The organism is Marinifaba aquimaris (assembly GCF_013328345.1).
Taxonomy (GTDB): Bacteria; Pseudomonadota; Gammaproteobacteria; order Enterobacterales; family Alteromonadaceae; genus Marinifaba; species Marinifaba aquimaris.
In genome coordinates this window covers 21618-43642 of record NZ_JABULX010000026.1, presented here as the reverse complement: position 1 = coordinate 43642, position 22025 = coordinate 21618, and the positions used below count along the sequence as shown (strand labels likewise).

General features: G+C 37.8%; 18 protein-coding genes, 4 tRNA genes and 1 pseudogene. 10 read left to right on the top strand and 13 right to left on the bottom strand.

Annotated features, from left to right (window positions below; all coding sequences use genetic code 11):
- The first annotated feature begins 85 nt into the window (after positions 1-85).
- The 3 genes from HR060_RS14945 to HR060_RS14935 all read left to right on the top strand — a co-directional run bounded on the left by HR060_RS14945 (position 86) and on the right by HR060_RS14935 (position 3703).
- The gene (locus HR060_RS14945) at positions 86-823 is read left to right on the top strand and encodes a hypothetical protein (protein ID WP_174201097.1); all 738 of its coding nucleotides are present in this window, start codon (positions 86-88) and stop codon (positions 821-823) included.
- A 65-nt stretch (positions 824-888) separates the two neighbouring features.
- A complete protein-coding gene (locus HR060_RS14940; RefSeq protein ID WP_174201096.1) occupies positions 889-1965 on the top strand; it encodes a hypothetical protein in 1077 nt (358 codons plus the stop codon).
- Positions 1958-3703: an AAA family ATPase gene (locus HR060_RS14935; RefSeq protein ID WP_174201095.1), complete on the top strand. Its 1746-nt coding sequence runs from the start codon at positions 1958-1960 to the stop codon at positions 3701-3703. The genes HR060_RS14940 and HR060_RS14935 overlap by 8 nt, the downstream gene beginning before the upstream one ends.
- 244 nt (positions 3704-3947) lie before the next feature.
- Here HR060_RS14935 and HR060_RS14930 read toward each other — a convergent pair whose 3' ends face one another.
- From HR060_RS14930 to HR060_RS14905, 7 genes and pseudogenes are all read right to left on the bottom strand, one after another.
- Positions 3948-4085 carry a hypothetical protein gene (locus tag HR060_RS14930; protein ID WP_174201094.1) on the bottom strand — a complete coding sequence of 46 codons (138 nt, stop codon included), beginning with the start codon at positions 4083-4085 and terminating at the stop codon, positions 3948-3950.
- A gap of 8 nt (positions 4086-4093) precedes the next feature.
- Positions 4094-4654, bottom strand: coding sequence for a replication endonuclease (locus HR060_RS14925; protein ID WP_174201093.1), 561 nt, complete (start codon positions 4652-4654; stop codon positions 4094-4096).
- A gap of 190 nt (positions 4655-4844) precedes the next feature.
- Entirely contained in the window at positions 4845-8003 is a 3159-nt protein-coding gene (locus tag HR060_RS14920; protein ID WP_174201092.1) for an NACHT domain-containing protein, read from the bottom strand.
- A gap of 69 nt (positions 8004-8072) precedes the next feature.
- Positions 8073-8471 (bottom strand): annotated as a pseudogene (locus HR060_RS14915) (tyrosine-type recombinase/integrase); the annotation flags it as partial.
- Positions 8472-8759: 288 nt separating this feature from the next.
- Positions 8760-9257 (bottom strand): tyrosine-type recombinase/integrase, encoded by a 498-nt coding sequence (locus tag HR060_RS14910; protein ID WP_246283187.1) that lies wholly within the window; start codon positions 9255-9257, stop codon positions 8760-8762.
- On the bottom strand, positions 9245-9496 hold the full coding sequence (locus tag HR060_RS19480; RefSeq protein ID WP_343044250.1) for an Arm DNA-binding domain-containing protein: 252 nt from the start codon (positions 9494-9496) through the stop codon (positions 9245-9247). Before HR060_RS19480 ends, HR060_RS14910 begins: the two co-directional genes overlap by 13 nt.
- A gap of 156 nt (positions 9497-9652) precedes the next feature.
- Positions 9653-10738, bottom strand: a complete 1086-nt coding sequence (locus HR060_RS14905; RefSeq protein WP_174201091.1) for an alpha/beta hydrolase — start codon at positions 10736-10738, stop codon at positions 9653-9655.
- A gap of 299 nt (positions 10739-11037) precedes the next feature.
- On the opposite strand from HR060_RS14905, the gene HR060_RS14900 reads away from it, so the two are divergent.
- The 7 genes from HR060_RS14900 to HR060_RS14870 all read left to right on the top strand — a co-directional run bounded on the left by HR060_RS14900 (position 11038) and on the right by HR060_RS14870 (position 19358).
- Positions 11038-11259, top strand: coding sequence for a hypothetical protein (locus HR060_RS14900; protein WP_174201090.1), 222 nt, complete (start codon positions 11038-11040; stop codon positions 11257-11259).
- 136 nt (positions 11260-11395) lie between these two features.
- Positions 11396-11824 (top strand): thermonuclease family protein, encoded by a 429-nt coding sequence (locus tag HR060_RS14895; RefSeq protein ID WP_217434947.1) that lies wholly within the window; start codon positions 11396-11398, stop codon positions 11822-11824.
- A gap of 193 nt (positions 11825-12017) precedes the next feature.
- On the top strand, positions 12018-14345 hold the full coding sequence (locus HR060_RS14890; protein ID WP_174201089.1) for a TonB-dependent receptor domain-containing protein: 2328 nt from the start codon (positions 12018-12020) through the stop codon (positions 14343-14345).
- 96 nt (positions 14346-14441) lie between these two features.
- A complete protein-coding gene (locus HR060_RS14885; RefSeq protein WP_174201088.1) occupies positions 14442-15566 on the top strand; it encodes an alkaline phosphatase family protein in 1125 nt (374 codons plus the stop codon).
- Positions 15563-16579 carry an alkaline phosphatase D family protein gene (locus tag HR060_RS14880; RefSeq protein ID WP_174201087.1) on the top strand — a complete coding sequence of 339 codons (1017 nt, stop codon included), beginning with the start codon at positions 15563-15565 and terminating at the stop codon, positions 16577-16579. Before HR060_RS14885 ends, HR060_RS14880 begins: the two co-directional genes overlap by 4 nt.
- Before the next feature lie 389 nt (positions 16580-16968).
- Positions 16969-18951 (top strand): methyl-accepting chemotaxis protein, encoded by a 1983-nt coding sequence (locus HR060_RS14875; protein ID WP_174201086.1) that lies wholly within the window; start codon positions 16969-16971, stop codon positions 18949-18951.
- Positions 18952-19097: 146 nt separating this feature from the next.
- On the top strand, positions 19098-19358 hold the full coding sequence (locus tag HR060_RS14870) for a DUF3718 domain-containing protein (protein ID WP_174201085.1): 261 nt from the start codon (positions 19098-19100) through the stop codon (positions 19356-19358).
- A 91-nt stretch (positions 19359-19449) separates the two neighbouring features.
- Here HR060_RS14870 and HR060_RS14865 read toward each other — a convergent pair.
- From HR060_RS14865 to ybgF, 6 genes are all read right to left on the bottom strand, one after another.
- A tRNA-Ser gene (locus tag HR060_RS14865) sits at positions 19450-19540 on the bottom strand.
- Positions 19541-19630: 90 nt separating this feature from the next.
- Positions 19631-20692: a quinolinate synthase NadA gene (gene nadA / locus HR060_RS14860; RefSeq protein WP_174201084.1), complete on the bottom strand. Its 1062-nt coding sequence runs from the start codon at positions 20690-20692 to the stop codon at positions 19631-19633.
- Positions 20693-20834: 142 nt separating this feature from the next.
- A tRNA-Lys gene (locus HR060_RS14855) sits at positions 20835-20910 on the bottom strand.
- Positions 20911-20933: 23 nt separating this feature from the next.
- A tRNA-Lys gene (locus HR060_RS14850) sits at positions 20934-21009 on the bottom strand.
- A gap of 23 nt (positions 21010-21032) precedes the next feature.
- Positions 21033-21108 (bottom strand) — tRNA-Lys (locus HR060_RS14845).
- 175 nt (positions 21109-21283) lie between these two features.
- Positions 21284-22024 (bottom strand): tol-pal system protein YbgF, encoded by a 741-nt coding sequence (ybgF, locus tag HR060_RS14840; RefSeq protein WP_174201083.1) that lies wholly within the window; start codon positions 22022-22024, stop codon positions 21284-21286.
- Between the last annotated feature and the right edge of the window lies 1 nt (position 22025).

Sequence of the window (22025 nt, the reverse complement as noted above, 5' to 3'; positions counted from 1 at the left end):
ATAAAGAGCCTTATTTTGATAAAAATAGCTCTATCATCTTTGTTGTTCGAACAACGTTAGTAGCTCACATAAGGATATTTGCTCTTTGATAGAAAAACTAAAATCTCCATATTCGATTTTAATCCTATCTTGGATTAGCTTAATCGCCCTTACTTTAATTATAAAAAACGGCATTATCTCAGCAGTAACCATTTTTTATACAGGGCTACTACCTTTTTTGGGAACCGTATTGTGGCTTGCATATTCCAAAACAGGCCAATCAATTATCGTTAATTTAAAAAAATGGCATTTCGCAGTTATTCTGTCTTGGTTTTTATTTGCATACGCAATCTATGCCCAAAAATGGGCTGCATCTTTACTAAACGAAATATTTTACGTAGATGCTGTTCATTTAGGTATTACTTATACTTTACTTGCTTTTTTATTCACGCCGTTTGGCATGATTTATCAAGAAAATATATTAACCAATATTTGGAACACAATGAAAGTTGTGTTCATTCTTTGGGGGGGGATCTTCCCATTGCTTCTGGTTTTGCCCATACCTTTTAAAAAAGTACTAAAAGTATTTGGGGCTAGCTTTCTTGTACTTTCATTATCCTCATTTTTTATTGGTAGTGTCGCAAAATTAGCTTTTAAAAAAGAAACTTTAATCAAACGTTTTGCTTTATGGGCTGATTTCAATTCTAATCATTTGTGCACAGACACTTGGGCTATAAAAGCTGAGAGTGTACTTTTTTTAGGTGGAGATCGAGTTTTAGTTTACACGCCTAGTAATAAGATTAAGTTCTCACCAGAAACATGTAACTTTGGCAAGAGCTTCTAGCAAATTTACAGCAGGCGCTAAATAAAAATAAATAACGAATTAAAAATTAGTCATGGAAGTTCATTATGGTAAGTAGTAACTCAGGTGTAGAAGGTGGCTCAGGCTATTCATTTCAGCGTTGTTGTGTTGTTTTTCTATTATTTGAAAACTATGAAGAATTAAACATAGAAAATTACTTTATTTGTCTAGAGCACCACGAAGACTTTCTATTCGCATTTTTAGATGAAAATCGGCATTTAAAAAAAATTGATACTTATCAAGCAAAAAAATCAAGAGATGACTGGAAAACAGATGATGCTCTTTGCGAGATAATTGGAAAAATGACAATGGTTGGTAAAGAACTTATCAACGACCCTCACAAAAAATCTGATGATTATGAGCATACACTCAACTTTCTTACTAATCGGAATGTGTTGTTAACAAGTAAAAAAGAAGCAGGTTTTAAACAAGACAAGGTTAAAGTTCAAGTTTCAAATCGTCGCAAAAAATACTCTGATTTAACGGACAAAATTAAGAAAAATATAGAACCCAAAATTTGTCAGACAATACTTGAGAGCACTCAATTAAAAAACGTTCATTTTCAATATATTGATTTTGCACAAAGCTATCAAAGTTGGCAAAGACAACTAAGAGGCTTATCCGGGGAACACTTTGGTCAGGAGGTAAATGACCATGAGGCTGTTATTTCAACACTAATGCGATTATTAGAGGATGCTGAGCAAACATATAATGATGATAATAAAGTTCTCTTGTCCGATTTAAATAAGAGAGTAACCAAAGATAAAATAAATGAAACATTCCACATGTTCTCAGAAAGCAAAAAGTCTTTCGATTTTTGGAGAAAGTACTCTGAGCAGATTTCAGTTCAGTTACAGTTAAAACTTCCAATACGAAGAAGAGCGCAAGAGTTACTTGAAAACTGTTTTGACTATTTCAAGGATATTCAGCAAGTAGAATACCGTAAGATCTACAAATTTGTTGAAACTAGAACAGATATTGATGAAAAGCACTTCAGTGAAGCAGATTGTATAGTGGATTTATATCAATGTTATCAAAAAGACAATCAGCCCAGATTAGAGAGCTATATGGTGGCGTTTGCTGTAATTGCAGCGTACGTAGAGACAAGAGGGACATATGTCTAAATTAATTATAAAAAGCTTACTGGTTTATTCACCGAATGAAGAGAAAGGGTTTCATACAGAGTTTAGTGACTCAGTGAATATTATTCACGGACGAAACACATCAGGAAAAAGCACACTTATTCAGTCGATTATCTATGCTATGGGCATAAATGATTCAAAAGATTATTTGAATGATATTAATAACAATGATGTGTTTTTTCGACTTGATTGCACCATAGAAAGAACTGAGGGAAGTTCTAATCTAATATTTATTCGTTCCGATGACACCTTAGTCCTACAAAAAGGTGATGAACCAGCTGTCAGATTTGATGGAATTAATGGTAACAATTCTTTTGAGTATGCTAAATACAAGGAGCTTTTATCAAAATTAATTGGCTTCGATTTAGTCCTACAAAAACAAACTGAATTAGTAAGTGCGCCATTAGAAGCAGCTATTTTGCCGTATTATATATCTCAATCGGTGGGGTGGGTTTACATACGTGAATCTATTGGTGATTATAGATTCTATAAAGATTTCAAATTGGATTACTTGGATTACTACTGTGGTATTGAGAGTGGTAATGAAAGAATAAAAAAATATAACCTTGAAAAAGAAAAAAAAGAATTAAACTTTGAGTTGAATCAACTTGACTCTTACGAGGCCAAAAATGAAGAGCTAAAAGTGTCAAAATTACTTGATGAACGCTTCAAGGGCGAAGCTGAAAATTACTTGGAAAGTTATCAAAGGTTAAACGAAGAATTATCAGCTAAAGAAGCAGAACATACTAAATTATGTAATAAATCAAGTATGTTAAAAGGTAGGCAAAAAGTATTATCTCAAATAATAACCAATATAAAAAATCAAAGGCCAAAAGTAGATCAATGTCCCACATGTAATCAAAAATTACCAGGGGATTTAAAGGAGTTTTACAGGTATACTCAAGACGTTAATGATGCAATAAAAGAAAAAGCTAGGGTAAAGGAAAACATAAAAAGTACCGCTACAAAGTTAAACTCTACTGAAAAGATCTTAATATCTTTAAGAAAAAAAATAGAGAAGGACTTTAGCGTTTTGCGAAGTTTAAAATCTAACAATATTACATTTGACTCTTGGCTTGATCACAACACTAACTTACGGATGCTAAAAAACATTTCTATCAAGAAGGCGGAATGTAAAAAAAGTATTGACCTAATTGATACTAATATAGAAAAGCTAGGAGATGGTGCTGATATTGATACTGTAAGAAAGCTTAAGGAAAAAGAGTTCCTTTCTATATTTAAGCGTAAGGCTGATATTCTAGGTGTTAAGCTACCAAAAGAGCTTAAATACCAACAACTGTATTCAATAAATTCTTTCCCTTACCAAGGGGTAGAGTTACATCAACTACTTATGGCTTATAACTTTGCATTCTACGAAATGGTAATGCAAGCACCAACAATACACAGCTTTCCATTTCTTCTAGATGCTATATTTAAAGAAGATATTGATTCAGATAGTCGAACTAATATATTCAAGTTCCTTTCTCAAGAAACGAAATCCAGTGGTCAAGTCGTTTTTTCTGTGGCTGAATACAAGGGGGACGAAACTTCATCTAACCCCCTTTTTAATGTTGATGCGATTAAAAGTGAATATTTTCCTCAAGACACAAAGTTAATATGTATTGGAGATAGCAAATCTAAACGCGCATTTTTATCAAAGACTGCTTTGATAGATAGTGTATTAATTCACGATACAATGAACATGTTAGAAGTTGTCTAACAATTAGTTGGCAAGACCAATAACTGTAAGTACTACTCAGTTCCTAGTTTTGTACTTTCGATAACAGTCTCTATGTTAGCAATTAATTACGATGCTTCTTTATATGTACTGAACAGCCATTGCTAGCCATGAGGCCGTATAAAAAGCCTGATATTTCAGCCCTCTAAAATATTCAATGAGCTATATATCAAAATGATAATAACTACCCGTACACTTATTTACAGAACTCCAAGTTAGAGAGGGCTTATGCCCTCTCTATCGTCCATTCATGAAAACGGGTGACTAATTCAGTCCCTTGATAGCTAATACCCTTGAGTTGTTTTACAAAAGCATCACCAAAGCTGTTTTGTTTAACCTCACCTGACTCGCTATCAAACTTCACATCCCTTTTTACCAAGAGCGCGGTCTTATTGGTTGTTCTTTACGTTTGGCAAATACACCGCCCACAAGCTTTGTATAGCTTTGCCAATCGCTCTCATCGGCACTTTGTCGAATCGCTTCGAGTGATTCAAAGGTTTCTGTGCATAAGGCTTTTAAACGCCTTAGCTCACGCCATACGGTAACACTGGCACCGCCAATTTGTTGAAACTGACGAATACCAAAACACGATGCCCATGCTTCAATGCGCTCCGCTGCAATGATAGGATCTTCTCCATAAACCCCTTTATCTAACCCTTTGCCATCAATGTTTTTAGAGACGTATTTGGCAATATAGCTTGTAGCTCCACCTCTGTTTGGGTCTATCTCAACCACTTTTAATCTGTGCTTATCTGCGCCCTTTTCTGTACCATCTTCTTCAAAACAGTAATGCTGAAATACATCAAGCATGGCTTGTTTGTACTCAGGCTCAACAAAAACAGTAAGTGCCAGTGAGGTGCGCCAGTGAGGTGTGCCATCGTGGTGTGGTTCAGCCACACGAAAGCCATAAAAACGGCCACCAATCAGCCTCAAACGCTTGCATTTAAACCGTTTGCACCGAAATTAAAACAAGCCATGCATACTTATGCATAAATTTGATATCGACATCAAAACACCAAACAACGCTACAAACCCTACCAGATAAGGAGAAGATGAAAATCAGCTATAGAAAGCTATTCAAATTGTAAGCCCATAACCTCAGTTAGAGTTATATTTTAAGAGCCTAGATATCAGAAATACCCAACCATCTTTCTTCTAGTTGTGCCAACTTTGTACTACTTTTATCATTATCAATATTTGGAAGCCTTCCATCAGGCCAATTCCCGTCTGGCGTAATATTTTTATTCTCTAGAAAAGTTAAATATTTATCTCTGTAGGATTGCGTATTTAAACCATAGAAGTCTTTACTTATCCTCTCCCTTGTAAAGGACCCACTTTTGATGGATTCCGCGTAAAACTTTTTATCCATAGAGGTCCGTTTATACCGTTCAAAACAACCAATAAACCACTTAATTAAGACAGAAATTAACCATAAAAGTAAAATACTGGAGATAAAAGGAAACCAATCTTTTGGAATAGAAGTGCCCAACGATTTAGCTAAAAATAGCGAAGTTAAGATTAAACTTACCAATAATGCTAAAAAAACAAACCTTTTAGACGAAAAAGTTTTAACGAAAGTATAAATACTGAAATAAGGAATAAGTAAAAGAAATAGTAATATAAAATTATCGTTGTATTGAATTTTGTATATCTGATAAATCCTTTCAGATATGAAAGCACTATTTTCAAACGCAAAAACTAAACCTACTATATGAAAAAGCCTTGTTGCGCCTAATATTATTGAAACTCTGCTAAAAAAGCCTCGCTCCTCATGCTTGTTTATTCTCGCTAACCTGACCTCTTTTATAATTTGCTGGAATGATTTTCCCTTATAATACAACAACCTCCTTAGTGCTCTTCTTAACGGTTTAGCACTCGTGTTTTTAGAATGGGGCTTATGTTTTTTTTTAGTTTCGTTGCCATTATCATTTGAAGAAGTCAATGCATCCATTACAGATAAGAATAAGACAAATAAAATTCCTATGAGTGCAGAGCACACAAACAAAAAAGAATCGATAGTCAAAAGTATTAGGCTTCCTAAAGCAAGTAAAGCTCCATCTACACATCGGAGCCAGCAATATTTCTCTATCGACTTAAAGGGCGTTGATAAAGAAAAGATAAGAACCAAACCATTTACTTGAGTGATAAATTTAAAAACGTCTATCGACGCTATGTGTTTCATTAGTTGTATTTTTAAACTGCTACTAATTTTATTAAAATTCCGGCATGAATTAATCGCTGTTGATCCTAACCACTCATTTTTCAGTCTCAAGGAATTTTCTATTATCTGGCCAACTTTATCTTCATTTAAGAGGCATGTTGCCTCCAAAGCATTTTTTTTGAAATGTATGTCATAATCTCTTACTAAAATATCAGAAACAAAACACCCAAGCTCATTTTGAAAATTTCTTATACATTGAATCTGACCTTGATAAGCATCAACGATGAATTTAAGTGGGTGAATAAACTGATAATCAAAGATCTTTTTGTATGTTACTAACTCTCGTTTTTTGCTAGTGCTGATAACGGATTTTTTAATTGAATCCCAACAGTATTCAGCAATGGCAGTTGATATGTTTTCAGGTGCAATTTCACAAAATAGAACAAGTGCATCTCTATGTCTGCCATCATTTAAAATATCTGACAAGGGTAGCTGTTCAAGAATATCTTCGGATTTACATCTATTAATCTCAACCAGTAATTTGTTGGCATAAAAGTATTCATTAAACCTTTTATGTACAAACGAGTATTTTTCTGTTTTGCTTTTTCCTTGCCTTGCTATTTTCCCCTTTACTAAAAGAGCTAAAACATATTCTATTTGCTCAGCTGTATATTCATTAGTCTGTTCCAAAGTAGACACAACATCGCCTCTAGGTACATCTAATTCATCATTTTTATTTATCTCATCGGCAATTAATCTAACAACGTTATTAACATCACATAGCTTTAAATTAATTGCATTATGTTCTTCCTCTCGTGACATTACTTCATGGTTTTCTTTCAAAACTTCAAATAAGTAGTATTCGTACAGATCGGTTCGATTTTTCGGTAAAGAATCAGGGTGCTTACTTGCATAAAACTTCAAAAGACTACAGTTAAAAGGGTTCCTTGCTATTGAAGTCAAATCTTGTCTTGAATTTAATAGCTCTTTAACTACGTCTTTTTTGTATACTTTATTAAATATTTTCCTGATGTTATTTTCCGTAAATGACCTTAAATGCATAGTCATATCAGCTTTAAAACTAGGAACTCGATGACTTCTTGAACTAACAATTCCCTTGTTTAAGCTTAAAAATTTGAAAATTATATTTGAAAACTCTTTGTATAATTGAGAGCCTGGACTTAGGTCAAGAAGCTCAGGAATTTCATCAAAGGAATCTAAAATCAGAAAGAACCTCCCCTTCTCAAGTAATTTAGAGAATATAGTTTTCCCTTCAATTTCGTTCTTCAAGAAACTAGCTTTAGTTACTGTAAATCGTTCTTCTAAGACATGTCTTATCAGGAATTCCTCAAACTGTTCAGGCGTAGGTAATCCCTTCTTCTCACTTTCACTTCTAGTCCATTCTTTTAAGTTTACATATATGGGTAATTGTTCATCTCTTTCAAACTGCTCCAGTAAATTTTCAGTAATTGTTCTCAAAGCAACGCTTTTACCCGAACCTGGAGGCCCCAATATCAATGTAACCTTGCTACTTTTACTTTTTTTGATACCTCGTATTAGGTCATAGACTTTTCTTGTTTTATTTTTAGCTGTCTCTAGCGTAACTTTTGCCTTTAATGGCTCGTAGTAATCAGCTTCCCAGTTATAAGTATTATTAATTTCATTTAAATCCCTTTTAATAATTTCTTTTAGTTTTTGTAGCTCTTTATTGACTTGATCGTTACTAACCCCGTCCAACTCAGTTTTTCTGGTTATTTCTTGGGACTGTCTTCTATATATTAAGTTAAGGGAAATAATTGCCAAAATCACTATTACCAAGTTTTGAGTGCTTATCTTATCTAGCTTGGGAATAGTAGTGTAAGTTTGTAGAAAATGATTTATTAAGATAATCGAAAAATTATTGAATGTTGCAACCCCCGATATCAAGAATAACGAAGAGATTGCCAACCTAGAACTATAGTAACTATTATCTTTCCATGCTGGGGATAATATCCAATAGAACAGTAATAGGAAAATAGCCATGACAAATGCACCAAAGTACTTTCCAAATAGTATGCAAACCAGGACAGCAATGACAGAAATAAAGAAAAAAAATCTAAGGGTATGATTTGGCTGTGACATTCAAAATCCATTTATCATAATTTTAAACACATATTATCAATGTTTTTATATATTTAAAGCGTATATAACTTACCCAATAAAACTAACCGCCATCGCTTTATGCTCTGGGGCTAAGTGAGCGTAGCGTAATGTCATTTTCAGATCGCTATGCCCCATCAGTTCTCTTACTGTATTTAAGTCTGCACCTGCCATCACTAACTTACTGGCAAAATGGTGTCTTAAATCATGAAACCTAAAATCGGTGATCTCAGTATTTTTCAGTAAGTTTTGCCATGCTTTACTAATATCCGTTAAAGGCGCATCCTCTTTGCCTTTAAACACATAGCCAATCGTACCAAAATCATCGGCCCAGCTTTGCAATGTTGTTAAGGCTTCATTGTTTAGCGGTATGTGACGTCCTTTACCTGATTTTGCATTTCCTGCAACGACCGTTAAGTACTTTTGGGTTAAATCGACATGTTCACATTTTAAATTGAGTAGCTAAATACGGCGAATCCCTGTATTCATTGCCAAAATAATTTCAGGCTAATATAAATAAGCATATTTCGTGTAGAAAGGTAGGTTTGAAACAAAAAGCGCACTGTAAAAGTGCGCTTTTCTGTTTCTTGGTGAAGGGGGTAGCAGATAAGCTACAAAGGTTGTAAAACAATAATTCGACCCTTCATCATTAATAACGTTACACATTGACTATAGGATCAAATTTAATTTAACAATCACATCTAAAAACCGATGCAGCTGTTTTCAATGCATTGACAGCTAACCAATCAAATTAACCGCCATCGCTTTATGCTCTGGGGCTAAGTGGGCGTAGCGTAGTGTCATTTTAAGGTCGCTATGCCCCATCAATTCTCTTACTGTATTTAAGTCTGCGCCTGCCATTACTAGCTTACTGGCAAAGTGATGTCTTAAGTCATGAAATCTAAAATCGCTGATCTCAGTGTTTTTCAGTAAGTTTTGCCATGCTTTGCTAATATCCGTTAAAGGCGCATCTTCTTTGCCTTTAAAGACATAGCCAATCGCACCAAAATCCTCAGCCCAGCTTTGCAATGTTGTGAAGGCTTCATTGTTTAACGGTATGTGACGTCCTTTACCTGATTTTGCATTACCTGCAACAACCGTTAGATACTTTTGGGTTAAGTCGACGTGTTCCCACTTTAAGTTGAGTAGCTCACCACGGCGCATCCCTGTATTCATTGCCAGAACAATTAAAGGCTCAAGGTAATCAGCAAAGGTAAAATATCTTAAGTCAGGCAATAAAGGGTAATTTCTTTGCTGTCGAAATAAGTTTCCGTTCTCTCTTTCGTCTTTAATTTTTTGGCAACTTCACCCGCTTTCGCTTTTGCCATGTCGCGAGCTTGAGCAGGAGTAATTGAACCATGCGATCCAAGCTTAAAATTAACCTGCTTTCCGAAGTGTCTATAGTACAGGTAATAGGTGATTTTCCCCTTAGGTGTGATACGAGCATGAAAGCCTGATATTTCGGTATCATTCACCCGCCCATCTTCAATCGGTAAGTCTCCAGCTCAAGTCTGGGAGGGGCCACCATTTTAAACAAGTCTTTGCATATTGATTTCTTTTTCCTAGCGAAAATGACGCTCGAGATAAAAAGCAGATAATAATCTCAAAAGATTTCAAGCTTAGCTTGTAAACTAGTCAACAGTTAAACTTTGTCTTTCAACAATGAAGTCAAATGACATTTCAGACAGACCTTTGCCATTTATGGTTGCAGACCATGCACCGTGTCCCTCACCTTCAAGGGTAGCCAGCTTGCTATATATGCCAAGAGAGTTATATATTTCCTGCAGCTCTAGAGCTTCCTCATATGGGGTAACTGGATCATATTGATCACCATGTGCCATAAATAACTCAGGATCATTACTGTCATATTGATATAACCCATAAACCGCTTCAAAAATGTCTAATTTTATATTGGAACCCCAAAAATAAATCATACTTTTTACGTTATAGAGTGCGTCTAAATTCGTCGTTGAAAGTGTTGGATCATCGGCAATAGAAATTTCATCTCTAAAATCTTCTTGATCAGAAATTCCCAATGCAATCGTTGTGATAGCACCTGCTGAGGCCCCGCCAACAGTAATAAAATCAGGGTTAATGCCATAGGTTTGAGAGTTAGCAACAATCCATCGAAGGGCCGCTTTTGAATCTCTTTGTGCCATATACATTGCAATGCTTTGTTCAAACTGTTTGATAGTTACTGCTCCTTGCAAGGTGTACTCAATCCATTCTTGAGGAGCAATACCGCTATAAAACGACAGTAGCTCTTCTTGAGGCATTCCTTCTATCGTAATTATGTCTTCTGTGGTTCTGTAATCTATCGAAACAAAAACCCATCCCCTCGAAGCAAAGTAACCAGCCATATCTACAATATTGGGGCTACTCTTTGTCCCTCCAACAAAGCCACCACCATGGATAAACATAAATACAGGCCTATCAGTCAAATCATTACTAGGGTAATAAACGTCTAATTTAAGCGGTATTGCAATTGGAGTGCTGCTTGAGTTGCCAAGGCTTAAACCCTCTGCGTATGTAATATCTTCATCTACAAATGTAAAGTAAGTAGATTGCGCTTTTACTGCCGGATTGGCTTCAATTGATTCGGAGTCAGATGAAGAAGGTGTCGAATTATTAGAGTTGTTACCTCCGCCCCCGCAACCTGTTAATAGTAAAAATAAACTAAACAATAAAAAAAATTTACTTGCATTAGACAACTTCATTTAAACCTCTAACTATAGGTGGCGACTATAAGTCTAGTATAAGGTATAACGTTTATTATGCTGTTTGGTTGACATGACAGCGCAATACTTTTTTAAAAGGCTCACTAGGGGAAAAATAACGCCATTCAGAGCCAAGTCAACTTACCTTTTAAGTTAACGCATTTTGTTATTATTAAGCCATTCTATGTTGCTGTAACAAGCCTGCGACTTTGGGTGAAAAAGAGCGCTACTTTGTAGTCGCTAATCTAGTTTTAAATGCTACAATCGATAATGATAATCATTATTAAAAGGACGTAAATATGAAACAGTCTCTAATTCCGACTAATTATGATGAGTGGCGCCACTGCATTACTGTTGAGTGCGGTTTAAAATTAACGCCCGAGTATATTGCTTCACGCATTGAAGCGCTTAATAACAATGCAGACCATTACACCCAACAGTATGTTAAAAGTTATGGACAGGCGCAGCTTGAACAAACACTCGCTTGGTTTAAACAGGCACAGCAAACTGAAAATAAATAATTGAAGAACCACCTTGGCTAGCTGCTTTTTTCAGCTAGCCAACTCTTGATTTAAAGTAAAAAAGCCTAAAGCCACTTCCCTACCTTGCACACTTCATTTAAACTAGCGCTTTATTAAACATCTTAGGTTGTGTTGTTTGTTCCGCGTTATTTCTGCTTTTACTCTATCTTGCCTTTGTTTCAGTGCTCCACTTTTTGCTAAAACGTACCAAACCATTAATGTTGATCAGGTTTTAAGTATTTACGATGGTGATACGTTTCGCGTTAACCTAAAAGACTACCCAGCTTTGGTCGGTGAAAATATCCCTATTAGGGTTAACGGGGTCGATACCCCAGAAATTCGTGGTAAGTGTAAACGCGAAAAGCAGCTTGCCAGAAAAGCAAAACAATTTACCGTTAATCAATTGCGCAATGCTGAACAAATCAAACTCGTGAACGTTCAACGCGGCAAGTACTTTCGAATTGCAGCCGATGTCATGGTTGATGGTCAAAACCTGGCTGATTTACTGATAAAAGCAAACTTAGGTTACCCTTATACAGGTGGTAAGAAAAAGCCCTGGTGTTAGTACACCGCCCTGCTGAATGATAACCACTTCATAAAATTGTTAAAAATCAGTCACTTTTATGACTTTAAACTGTTACTAGTTTGTAACCCTGACGTCACTGACTTGTATTTTTAACCCATCAAGATAAGCGCCGATTTAAATTCAAGAAACCTAACAGCCAGTTAGGAACAATAAAAATAATCGGAGCTAACAAATGACATTCCCTCACCCTTTCAATCGCTCTGCATTAGCGATTGCGATCACCGCCATTATCAGCGCGCCAAGCTTTGCTGATGAAGACAAAGCAATGGAAGAGATCGTAGTTCAAGGCAAAAGTGTGTCTTACGCTAACAATATGACTAGCGAAGAGATGAAGCAGCAACAATCAAATATGACCAGTGTTTTAGCCATTATTGATAACGTACCAGGCGTATTAGTTAATGAAGGCGATACATTTGGTGCCGACGATTGGTCAACAACGGTTTCAATGCGCGGCTTTCAGTTGAGCTTAGACGAACAACAAATTGGTATCACAATTGATGGTATTGCTAACGGCAATTCAAACTATGGTGGTGGCGCAAAAGCTAACCGTTATATCGACACAGAGAACTTACAAACAATTGAAGTATCTCAAGGTACGGCTGATATCGCTTCTCGCTCAAACGAAGCATTAGGTGGTACATTAAATTTCACCACGATTGACCCAGCAAAAGAAGCGTCAGTAACAGTAAGCTTATCAGCAGGTGATTTTGATTCACGCAAACAATATGTGCGTTACGATACCGGTGAGTTTTTAACTGATACTTATGCTTGGGTGAGTGTATCGAACACTGAAACGAGCGACTGGGTTAATCAATCGGCAGACAATGATAAGTTTCACGTTGCTTCTAAAGTGATCAGCCAAATTGAACAAGTGCGTTTAGAAGGTTACTTCTCTTATGATGATACACACGAAGATAATTACCAGCGTATTAGCTTAACTGAGTTTGAACAGAACCCAGAGTGGGACAGACTAACTGAAACTTGGACTGGTACTCCTTATGTAGATCAACTTTATCGTAAAGGTTGGTCAACATTACGCGAAAACTATTTTGCTTATTTGAAAGCCGACCTCTCTATTGGTGAGGTCGATTTCACATCCAATATTTATTATCACGATAATGAAGGTCGTGGTGACTGGGTACCACCTTATATCGTAGATATTGTCGACGATGGTACAGGTAACCCGCATTCAGAAGTCACTGGTACATCGTCTACAATGGGTGGTAGCGCGATAGGTCAAATTCACTTTGTCAATGCCAACGGCGTAGCCCTTGCGCCTAATGCAGGTTGTGAAAGTTCTATTACGTTCCCTTATGGTGGTGCAGGAGCAGAGTTTGATCCACTCTGCTATGACGACGGCGCAATACCTGTTGGCTCATACCGACACACGCATTACAGCAAAGAACGCTTCGGTTTAAATTTAGATTTTAACTGGAATGCGCAAATAGGTGAGGCCATGAACTCATTACGCGGTGGCCTTTGGTATGAAGATTACGAGCGCAAAGAACACCGTGATTGGCACAAAATTATCGATTCAAAAACGGGCTACTACTTTGATCATAACCCTTACTGGGTTCAATACTCTAAAGAGTTCCCTGTCGAGACCACTATGGTGTATTTAGAAGACACCATTGAGTGGCGCTTTATCACTGCGCGTTTAGGGGTGAAAAAGTTCATGGTTGATTTAGAAAGCACGGATATTTTCACGGGTACTAAAACTAGCTTAAATTCAGATTCAGACACTTTATTGTCAGCAGGTTTTGTCGCTCAGCTCCCCGTTGAAGGTTTAGAAGTATTTGCCGGCTTTGCAGAAAACTTTGCAGCCATCAAAGACAGCGTATTAGAAGCCGATGGTTCAGCATTAACTGATATTGAGCCAGAAACAGCCGACAACTTAGACTTTGGTTTGCGTTACGCAAGTGATCGTATCAATGCGAGTGTGACTTTCTACGATATCGATTTTGAAAACCGCATCACGTTTATTTCACCTGAATCACCAGATGGCCCTGATTATATTCTTGGTACCAACGGCAGCTACATCAACGTGGGTGGTATTGAATCAAGTGGTATTGAAGCCGCTGTTACTTACTACTTTGCTGATAGCTGGTCGTTATATGCATCATATACAGATAATGAATCTGAATATGTTGATGGCACGTCAGATTATCCAAAAGGTAATACGGTATTTGGCTCGGTAGAAGATATGATGGTGTTATCTATCGACTACAACAACGACAAATATTTAGCGGGCCTATCGGCTAAAAATGTAGGCGAGCGCTGGATGGACCCACAAAACACGCAAAGAATTGATGCATACACAGTATTAGATTTTTACGCAGGTGTTAACTTAGGTCAGTTTGGTGACTTAAAAGATGTTCAACTTAAAGCGACTGTAAATAACTTAAATGATGAAAGTTATATCGGTGGCGTAGCTGGCGGTTGGGGTGGCTGGATTGGCGCACCTCGAACGGCAGCCATTAATCTCACGGCAAGCTTCTAAGTTTGTAATGAGCCTCAGCAAGTAAAACCAGTACGCTTTGCGTGCTGGTTTTTTTGTTTAATTTCTCTTTTTAAACTAAAAAATAGCACCTTAGTTATGAAAATCGTCTACCTGCTGTTAACCAGCCTTTTATTCGTTTCAATAAATCTACACGCAAAAGATAGAAAGCTGGTCTTAATCACTATAGATGGCTTGCGTTGGCAAGAAGTATTTAATGGTGCCGACCTAGCGATGGCGCATAATCGAAACATTAGCCCGCATTTGCAACAAGCTCAGTTATTAAAGGGCGATGAAAGCCAAAGAAGACAGGCTTTAATGCCATTTTTATGGCAAACCATCGCCGAGCAAGGTGTGTTAATTGGCGATAGAAATCAAGATTCAACAATGCAGGTGCAAAACCAGTGGGCTTTTTCTTACCCAGGTTACAGTGAGATATTCACGGGTGTCACCAACCCTAAACTCGATAGTAATGCTAAGCGTTACAACCCTGAAATCAGCTTTTTAGAATGGCTCAATCATCAACCAAAGTACCAGAACAAAATTGGATTTTTTGGTAGTTGGGATGTCTTCCCTTATATTTTGAATCAACCGCGCAGTCAGCTTCATATTAATGCCGGCTTTGCCAGTGCGAGCCATCAACCCCAATCAGCACAAATAACATTGCTCAATCAATTGCAAAGCGAGATCCCAAGTCCTTGGCATAATGTCCGCCTAGATAGTTTTACCTACCGCTTCGCCAAAGACTATTTATTAAATATCAAGCCAGAGGTGTTAACCATTGCTTTTGGTGAAACCGATGATTTTGCACACGACGGTCGATACGATTTATACCTAGAAGCGGCATTAAGAACGGATCAATACATTGCCGATTTATGGCAACAATTACAGCAAATGCCCGAATATAAAAACAATACCAATTTATTAATTGTTACCGATCACGGTCGAGGTAATACCCTAAAAGACTGGCAACACCACGCTAGCAATCAAGCTGTACAGCGTTATATGAAAGCGTTAAAAAAAGACTTTGCCAATGGCGTCGTCGGTGCCGAGCATATTTGGATGGCCGCCATAGGGCCAGACATTAAAAATATAGGTTTATTAAAGGCCGAAAAAGACTTTTATCAAAGCCAAATAGCCAGCACAGCCCTAACCCTACTTAAACAAGACCCAATTACTTTTAATCCAAAAGCTAACAATGCGATTAGTGAGATCATCAAATGAAAATAATCGTCCTATTTTTCAGTTTATTGCTGATATTTTCAGTGCAAGCCAAAACTCGTATTTATTTTGGCTCCTGTGCCAAACAAGATAAAGATCTAACTATTTTAGATAGTATTAATAAAGATAAGCCGGATGTATTTATCTTCTTGGGTGACAATATTTATGGTGATAGTCGAGATACAGAAGAATTAGCCGCTAAATATCAAATGTTGGCAGATAAAGCGAACTTTCAAACACTTAGGGCGCAATCTGAAGTCTTAGCTATTTGGGATGATCATGACTATGGTGAAAATGATGCAGGTCGTGAGTACCCGAATAAACACGCGTCAAAAAAGCTGTTTCTGGACTTTTGGCAAGAGCCAAAAACGTCAACCCGCCATCAGCATCAAGGCATCTATCAAGATTACTTTATTGGCGATAACAATAAAATTCATGTCATCTTGCCTGATTTAAGGTGGAATCGAGACCCACTGAATAGCGTTTCTACTTTTGATAACATTTTTAAACGTCGCCCTAACAATCAAGGGCCGTACAAAGCTCACCAAGATACATCCAGTATGCTAGGTGAAACCCAATGGCAGTGGCTAGAACAAGCCTTACTCAAACCAGCCAAATTAAAAATTATTGGCTCAAGTTTGCAATTACTCCCTGAATTTACCGGTTGGGAGTCATGGGCAAACTACCCTGCTGATAGACTGCGACTACTCAACTTTATCAAACAAAAACAAATTAATGGCGTAATGATCATCAGTGGTGATACACATTGGGGAGAGTTATCTCAAATCGATATTGGCTATCCACTATGGGAAATCACCAGCTCTGGTTTGTCTGAAGAATGGAAAGCCGTCAGTCCGAACCGTCATCGACATGGCAATTACACAGATAAAATTAACTATGGCTTTATCGATATCAACTGGCAACAAGCTGATCCGCTCCTAACATTTGGTCTAAAAAATCAGCAGGGAAAAGTGACGCATCAACAAAGGCTTAATTTATCGGCATTGTCATTTTAAGCAAAAGAACAAAGCTTAACCAACAACGCTAAAATTGGTAAAGGGTGAATAAATATAAATCGCAAATGTATGAAGATACAAAACTATAAAAACTTCACACAAACCTTACTAAATAATTGTATTTAATTGAAAAGTCTGGAAAAGTCGTGACTATAAACTAATAAATGTTGGTATTAGTATCAGTTATCACATACTTCCCCTTCTTGTTTTCATACTTCGTTACAGATTTTTTACGAAGTTACAGCTGGATTTATCACCATAAAATTACCTAACTTTTCTATAATTAACTTAGCAAAAAAAGCATGAACAATACGCCCAAAAGCCCCTAGTTTAAGGCGCTGTACATCAGAGATTTTCACAAGCATTTAGACTACAGGATCACCCAAACCATGAAGTTAACGGTTGCTAATAAGATCATCCTCGGCTTTAGCTCAATTACTTTGTCACTCGTATTGTATGGTTTAGCTACCATCAGTAGTTTGTCTTCAATTAGCCAAAGCAATGAGGAAGTCACCTCCAAAGCATTTCCACTGCAAAATACTAGTGTAAGTCTGCAAAATAAAATGCTTGAGATCAGTAAAAACATTGTCTCAGCGATTAATGCTGACGACCAAGAGAACCTCAATAGCCTAACCCTTCAAATTGAACATCAAACAGCCGAGTATCAAACACTGCTTAGTACTTTTTTATCGCTTAGTGATAAAAACAATCTGAATATCAATACCTTCTCTGAAGATTATTTTGTGTCGGTAGAGCAAGTACTCGGTGCAAAAAGTGATTTTTTAAGTTATCAGCAAAAGGTCATTGAAATTGCTGGTGCAGCAACCGATACCGCCGATAACGCAAGTGCTGCGTTAGCGGAAATGGCCGATTTGGATGAAAATTTGTTAGATTATGTTGATGCAACCGATGGTGATATTGGTATTTTACTGGGTTATATCGCAGAAATTGACAGTATCAAAAATGTCGAAAACCTAGAGGCCTTTTCTTTTGCAATAGCAGGGCTTATCAGCAGATTAGATTACTCAGCAGAGTCTTTTAAACAACTTTCGCAAGACTTTGAGGTCAACGGATACATCAACGAGTATCAAGCAAGCATTAGCGAGCTAAACAGCCAATTAACAGCAAGTCAGGGCTTAGTCGCAATGAAAAAGCAAATGCTAAAAGCACGTCAGCAAGCTAAGGTTAAAACCGCTAAATCAGAGCAGAACTTACACACTTTATTTACTACTTTAAATAAACTCACAAAAGACTCATCAACCCTTGTTAAATCTACAATTTCTGAGATGGAGAAAGAGCTCAGTGCTGCCAATTTATTAGCTTGGATCATCATCATCATTGCCGTGATTATTGCTATTTCGGTGACGTTTGTTGTACTCAATAGCATTATTAAACCCTTGTCACATGTTAACCAGGCACTTGATGAAATAGCGGCGGGCGATTTAACCGTCAGTGTTAAGCCAATATCAAACGATGAGTTTGGCGAACTGGCTGCTAACTGTAATCACGTCGTTGAAGGTTTAAAAAATGTCGTCCATGAAATAATGGAAAATAGTCATAACACCGCTGTTGCCGCACAACAGGTATCAAGTGTTGCATCGGGCACAGTAAAAGAAATTGAAGAGCAAAAGCAAGAAGTCGAACAGATTTCATCGGCCACGATGGAAATGAGTCAAACCTCAAAAATTGTCTCAAAATCGGCACAAGAATCGCGCGATTTCATCCAAGATGCGAGTCAATCATCAGAGTCAGTTAGAGATATGTCTGAGCAAGGTAGCCAAATCATTCAAAATCTTTCTCATAAAATTGAAGACGCAGCAAGGGTTATCGATCAGCTTAGTGAAAATACCGAAACCATAGGCGGTGTGTTAGATGTTATTCGCAGCATTGCCGAGCAAACTAACTTGCTGGCACTTAACGCAGCCATTGAAGCGGCACGAGCGGGTGAGCACGGCCGTGGTTTTGCCGTCGTCGCGGATGAAGTTCGCTCATTGGCCAGCCGTACGCAGCAATCAACCAGTGAAATTCAAAATATGATTGAAGAGCTGCAAAACGGTACGAGCAAGGCAGTTACGGTGATGAATGAGAGTCGAAGCCAAGCCAGTGATGTAGTAACACAAGCAAGCCAAACCGAGCAGGCCTTACAACAGATCAACGACGCTATTGCGCGTGCAAGTGAAAAGAGTTTAGAAATTGCTAGCTCTGCTAACGAGCAATTTAGTGTCAGTGAAGAAATTAGCAAGAAGCTACTAAATATAGTTGAAATAACTGATAAAACAGCTAAGGGAGCCAACCAAGCCATGGATGCGAGTGTCGCTGTAGAGTCATCGTCAACAAGCTTACTCAAGTCTGTTTCTAAATTTAAATTATAAGCCTGAAAACTCAACTAAATGGGAATAAACAATAACGTGAATACATTCAAAAAACTAAGTCTTACTGCTGTCGCTAGTTTAAACTTAGTAATATTTTCGTCAGCCACTTTGGAAAACATTACCAGCTTGGCGTTATGTAAATGTGCATGAACAACGACCATAACGGAATTCGTCAATCATTACATTTAAGTGGTATGAAACTGCGTAAAATCTATGACAAAATTATGTGCAATGACTTAACCCTAATTCAGTTTGCACAAACTAAAAATGCTGAAAAAGCAGGAAAATACTTAGTTAAAAAAGTATCAAAGAAAAACCTTAAAAACAGTAAAGAGTTAGAGTGGGCACAAGCGAATAATTTCGCAGACTCAGCAATCACCGCTGCTATTTCTGACAAGCTCAACTAATAATTTAAAACTGATTAGCCAATATTAAAAGTCCCGCCGAGTGTGGGATATTTTGTATCTGGGCAGAGAGAATAATCAAGAAAAGGAAGAATGGCGGTGAGAGAGGGATTTGAACCCTCGATACGCTATTAACGTATACACGAGTTCCAGTCGTGCGCCTTCAGCCGCTCAGCCATCTCACCGCAAAAAGAAGTGCGCTATGCTAGGGAAAACATAACGCTAAATCAAGAAAAAATTACCGACATATGACAATTACATCGGCAATTATAAAACTAAGCGTTGCCCTTCACTTTCATTTTTAATTCAGCGGCAAAATCTAACATGCGATCAAGTGGTAACTTGGCTCGTTCGCGTAATGCTGGGTCAACAAAGATTTCATGATTAGTTGAGTCATCGGCTAGCAATGCTTGCTCAATCGCTTCTAAGCCGTTCATTGCCATCCAAGGACAATGTGCACATGTACGGCACGTTGCACCTTGTCCGCCTGTAGGCGCTTCAATAAAGGTCTTATTCGGTTCAAGCTGTTGCATCTTATAGAAGATACCTTTATCCGTTGCAACGATGAACTTTTCATTTGGTAATGTTTGACTAGCTTTGATTAACTGGCTGGTAGAACCAACCGCATCGGCTAACTGAACAATTTCATCTGGCGATTCAGGGTGAACTAAAACAGCTGCATCTGGGTTTTCTTTTTTCAAGTCGATAAGAGCTTGAGTTTTAAATTCATCGTGAACAATACAGGCACCATTCCACTTTAACATTTCAGCGCCAGTTTGCTTTTCGATATAACCGCCTAAGTGCTTATCTGGTCCCCAAATAATTTTGTGACCTTCTGCATCTAAGTGCTCAACGATCTCAAGTGCGATACTTGATGTCACCACCCAATCAGCACGCGCCTTAACCGCAGCAGAGGTATTGGCATAAACAACCACAGTGTGGTCTGGGTGCTCATCACAGAACGCGCTGAACTCTTCTATAGGGCAACCTACGTCTAATGAACAAGTTGCTTCTAGGTTAGGCATCAAGATACGCTTTTCAGGGCTAAGCAGCTTTGAGGTTTCCCCCATAAAGCGAACACCAGCAACGATTAAGGTTTCTGCTTCGTGATCTCGGCCAAAACGCGCCATCTCTAATGAATCAGATACACAACCGCCCGTTTCTTCCGCTAAAGCTTGAATGATAGGGTCAGTGTAATAGTGAGCAATCAAGACTGCATTTTTTTCTTTTAATAAACGCTTAATACGTGTTTTGTATTCCTGCTTTTCAACGTCTGTTAATTGACGTGGTTTTGGTGGGAATGGGTAAGCTGATTTACTGAAATCTATTATGCTCATGCGATGTAAAACTCCGTAGCGTGCCTTGTAGCATTTATGAAAACTGCAACTTGATTTTGCGGGCGCGAATTATACAGCAAAACAATATGAGTTGTTAGCGTTTGTGGTATTTTTTTAAAAGGGGGATTTTGTATCAAGAAAGTGGTGGGTCATGCTGGATTCGAACCAGCGACCAATTGATTAAAAGTCAACTGCTCTACCAACTGAGCTAATGACCCACTTTATTGGAAATGTTTGAAGATGGTGGGTCATGCTGGATTCGAACCAGCGACCAATTGATTAAAAGTCAACTGCTCTACCAACTGAGCTAATGACCCACTTTATTGGAAATGTTTGAAGATGGTGGGTCATGCTGGATTCGAACCAGCGACCAATTGATTAAAAGTCAACTGCTCTACCAACTGAGCTAATGACCCACTTCAAACTGTCTTCGCTAACTTGCCGTGTGGCTCATCGCGTCAACGGGGGCGTATAATACTGATTTAGATTTGGAGTGCAACAACTATTTTCGTTTTTTTTCACTTTTATTTCTAACTGGTCAAAAAGCAGTTAAAACGCTGAAAAAAACAGCGAATATAACGAAATTGTTACTTACTCCATACCTGAAAGTCGATTTTTCGCCAATCGCGCAGATGCACTATCTGCACATTCACTAAGTACAGCTTGGTACTTAGTTTTCGCTAACGCATTATTATTTTGCGCTTGCGCTACTAATCCTAACTTAAACATAGAGTCACAACGTTTACTCGAATCGGGAAAATCGTTGACCACTTTCTCAAAGTTAGTTTCAGCTTTTGCATATTCACCTTTATTAAAAAGTAACTGACCTAACCAGTAATGTGCATTCGGTACATAAACAGATGCAGGGTAAGTCGATAAGAAACTTTCAAACTCGGGAATAGCTTGTTCGTAACGTTTATCTTTTAAAACCAAGTTAACCGCGCGGTCATAGGCTTCGTTCTCACTTAAGTTATCAGCAAACTCGACACTTGAGTTGGTTGCTTGGCTGGCAGCTTGCTGAGCGACCTGCTCAGTTTGTTGCATCACATTACTTAGGCGAGTTTCTAGCTCTTGGTAAAGTTGACGTTGACGCTGCAAAATTTTCTCTAACTTGAAGTTGTGCTCTTCAGAGACACCTCTGAGCTGATTAATCTCATCTTGCAGGATATCGATTTGTTGGGATAAGTTGACCTGTGCTTGTGAGCGCGCCTCAACGATGCGTTCAAGTTTGGTCACGCGTTCTTCTAACCTTGGCTTTTGATAAGCAAAAGACGCATTAGCAAATAATGCTAATGCGCCTAACAAAGCTAAACTTTGATGTGTTTTAACCATC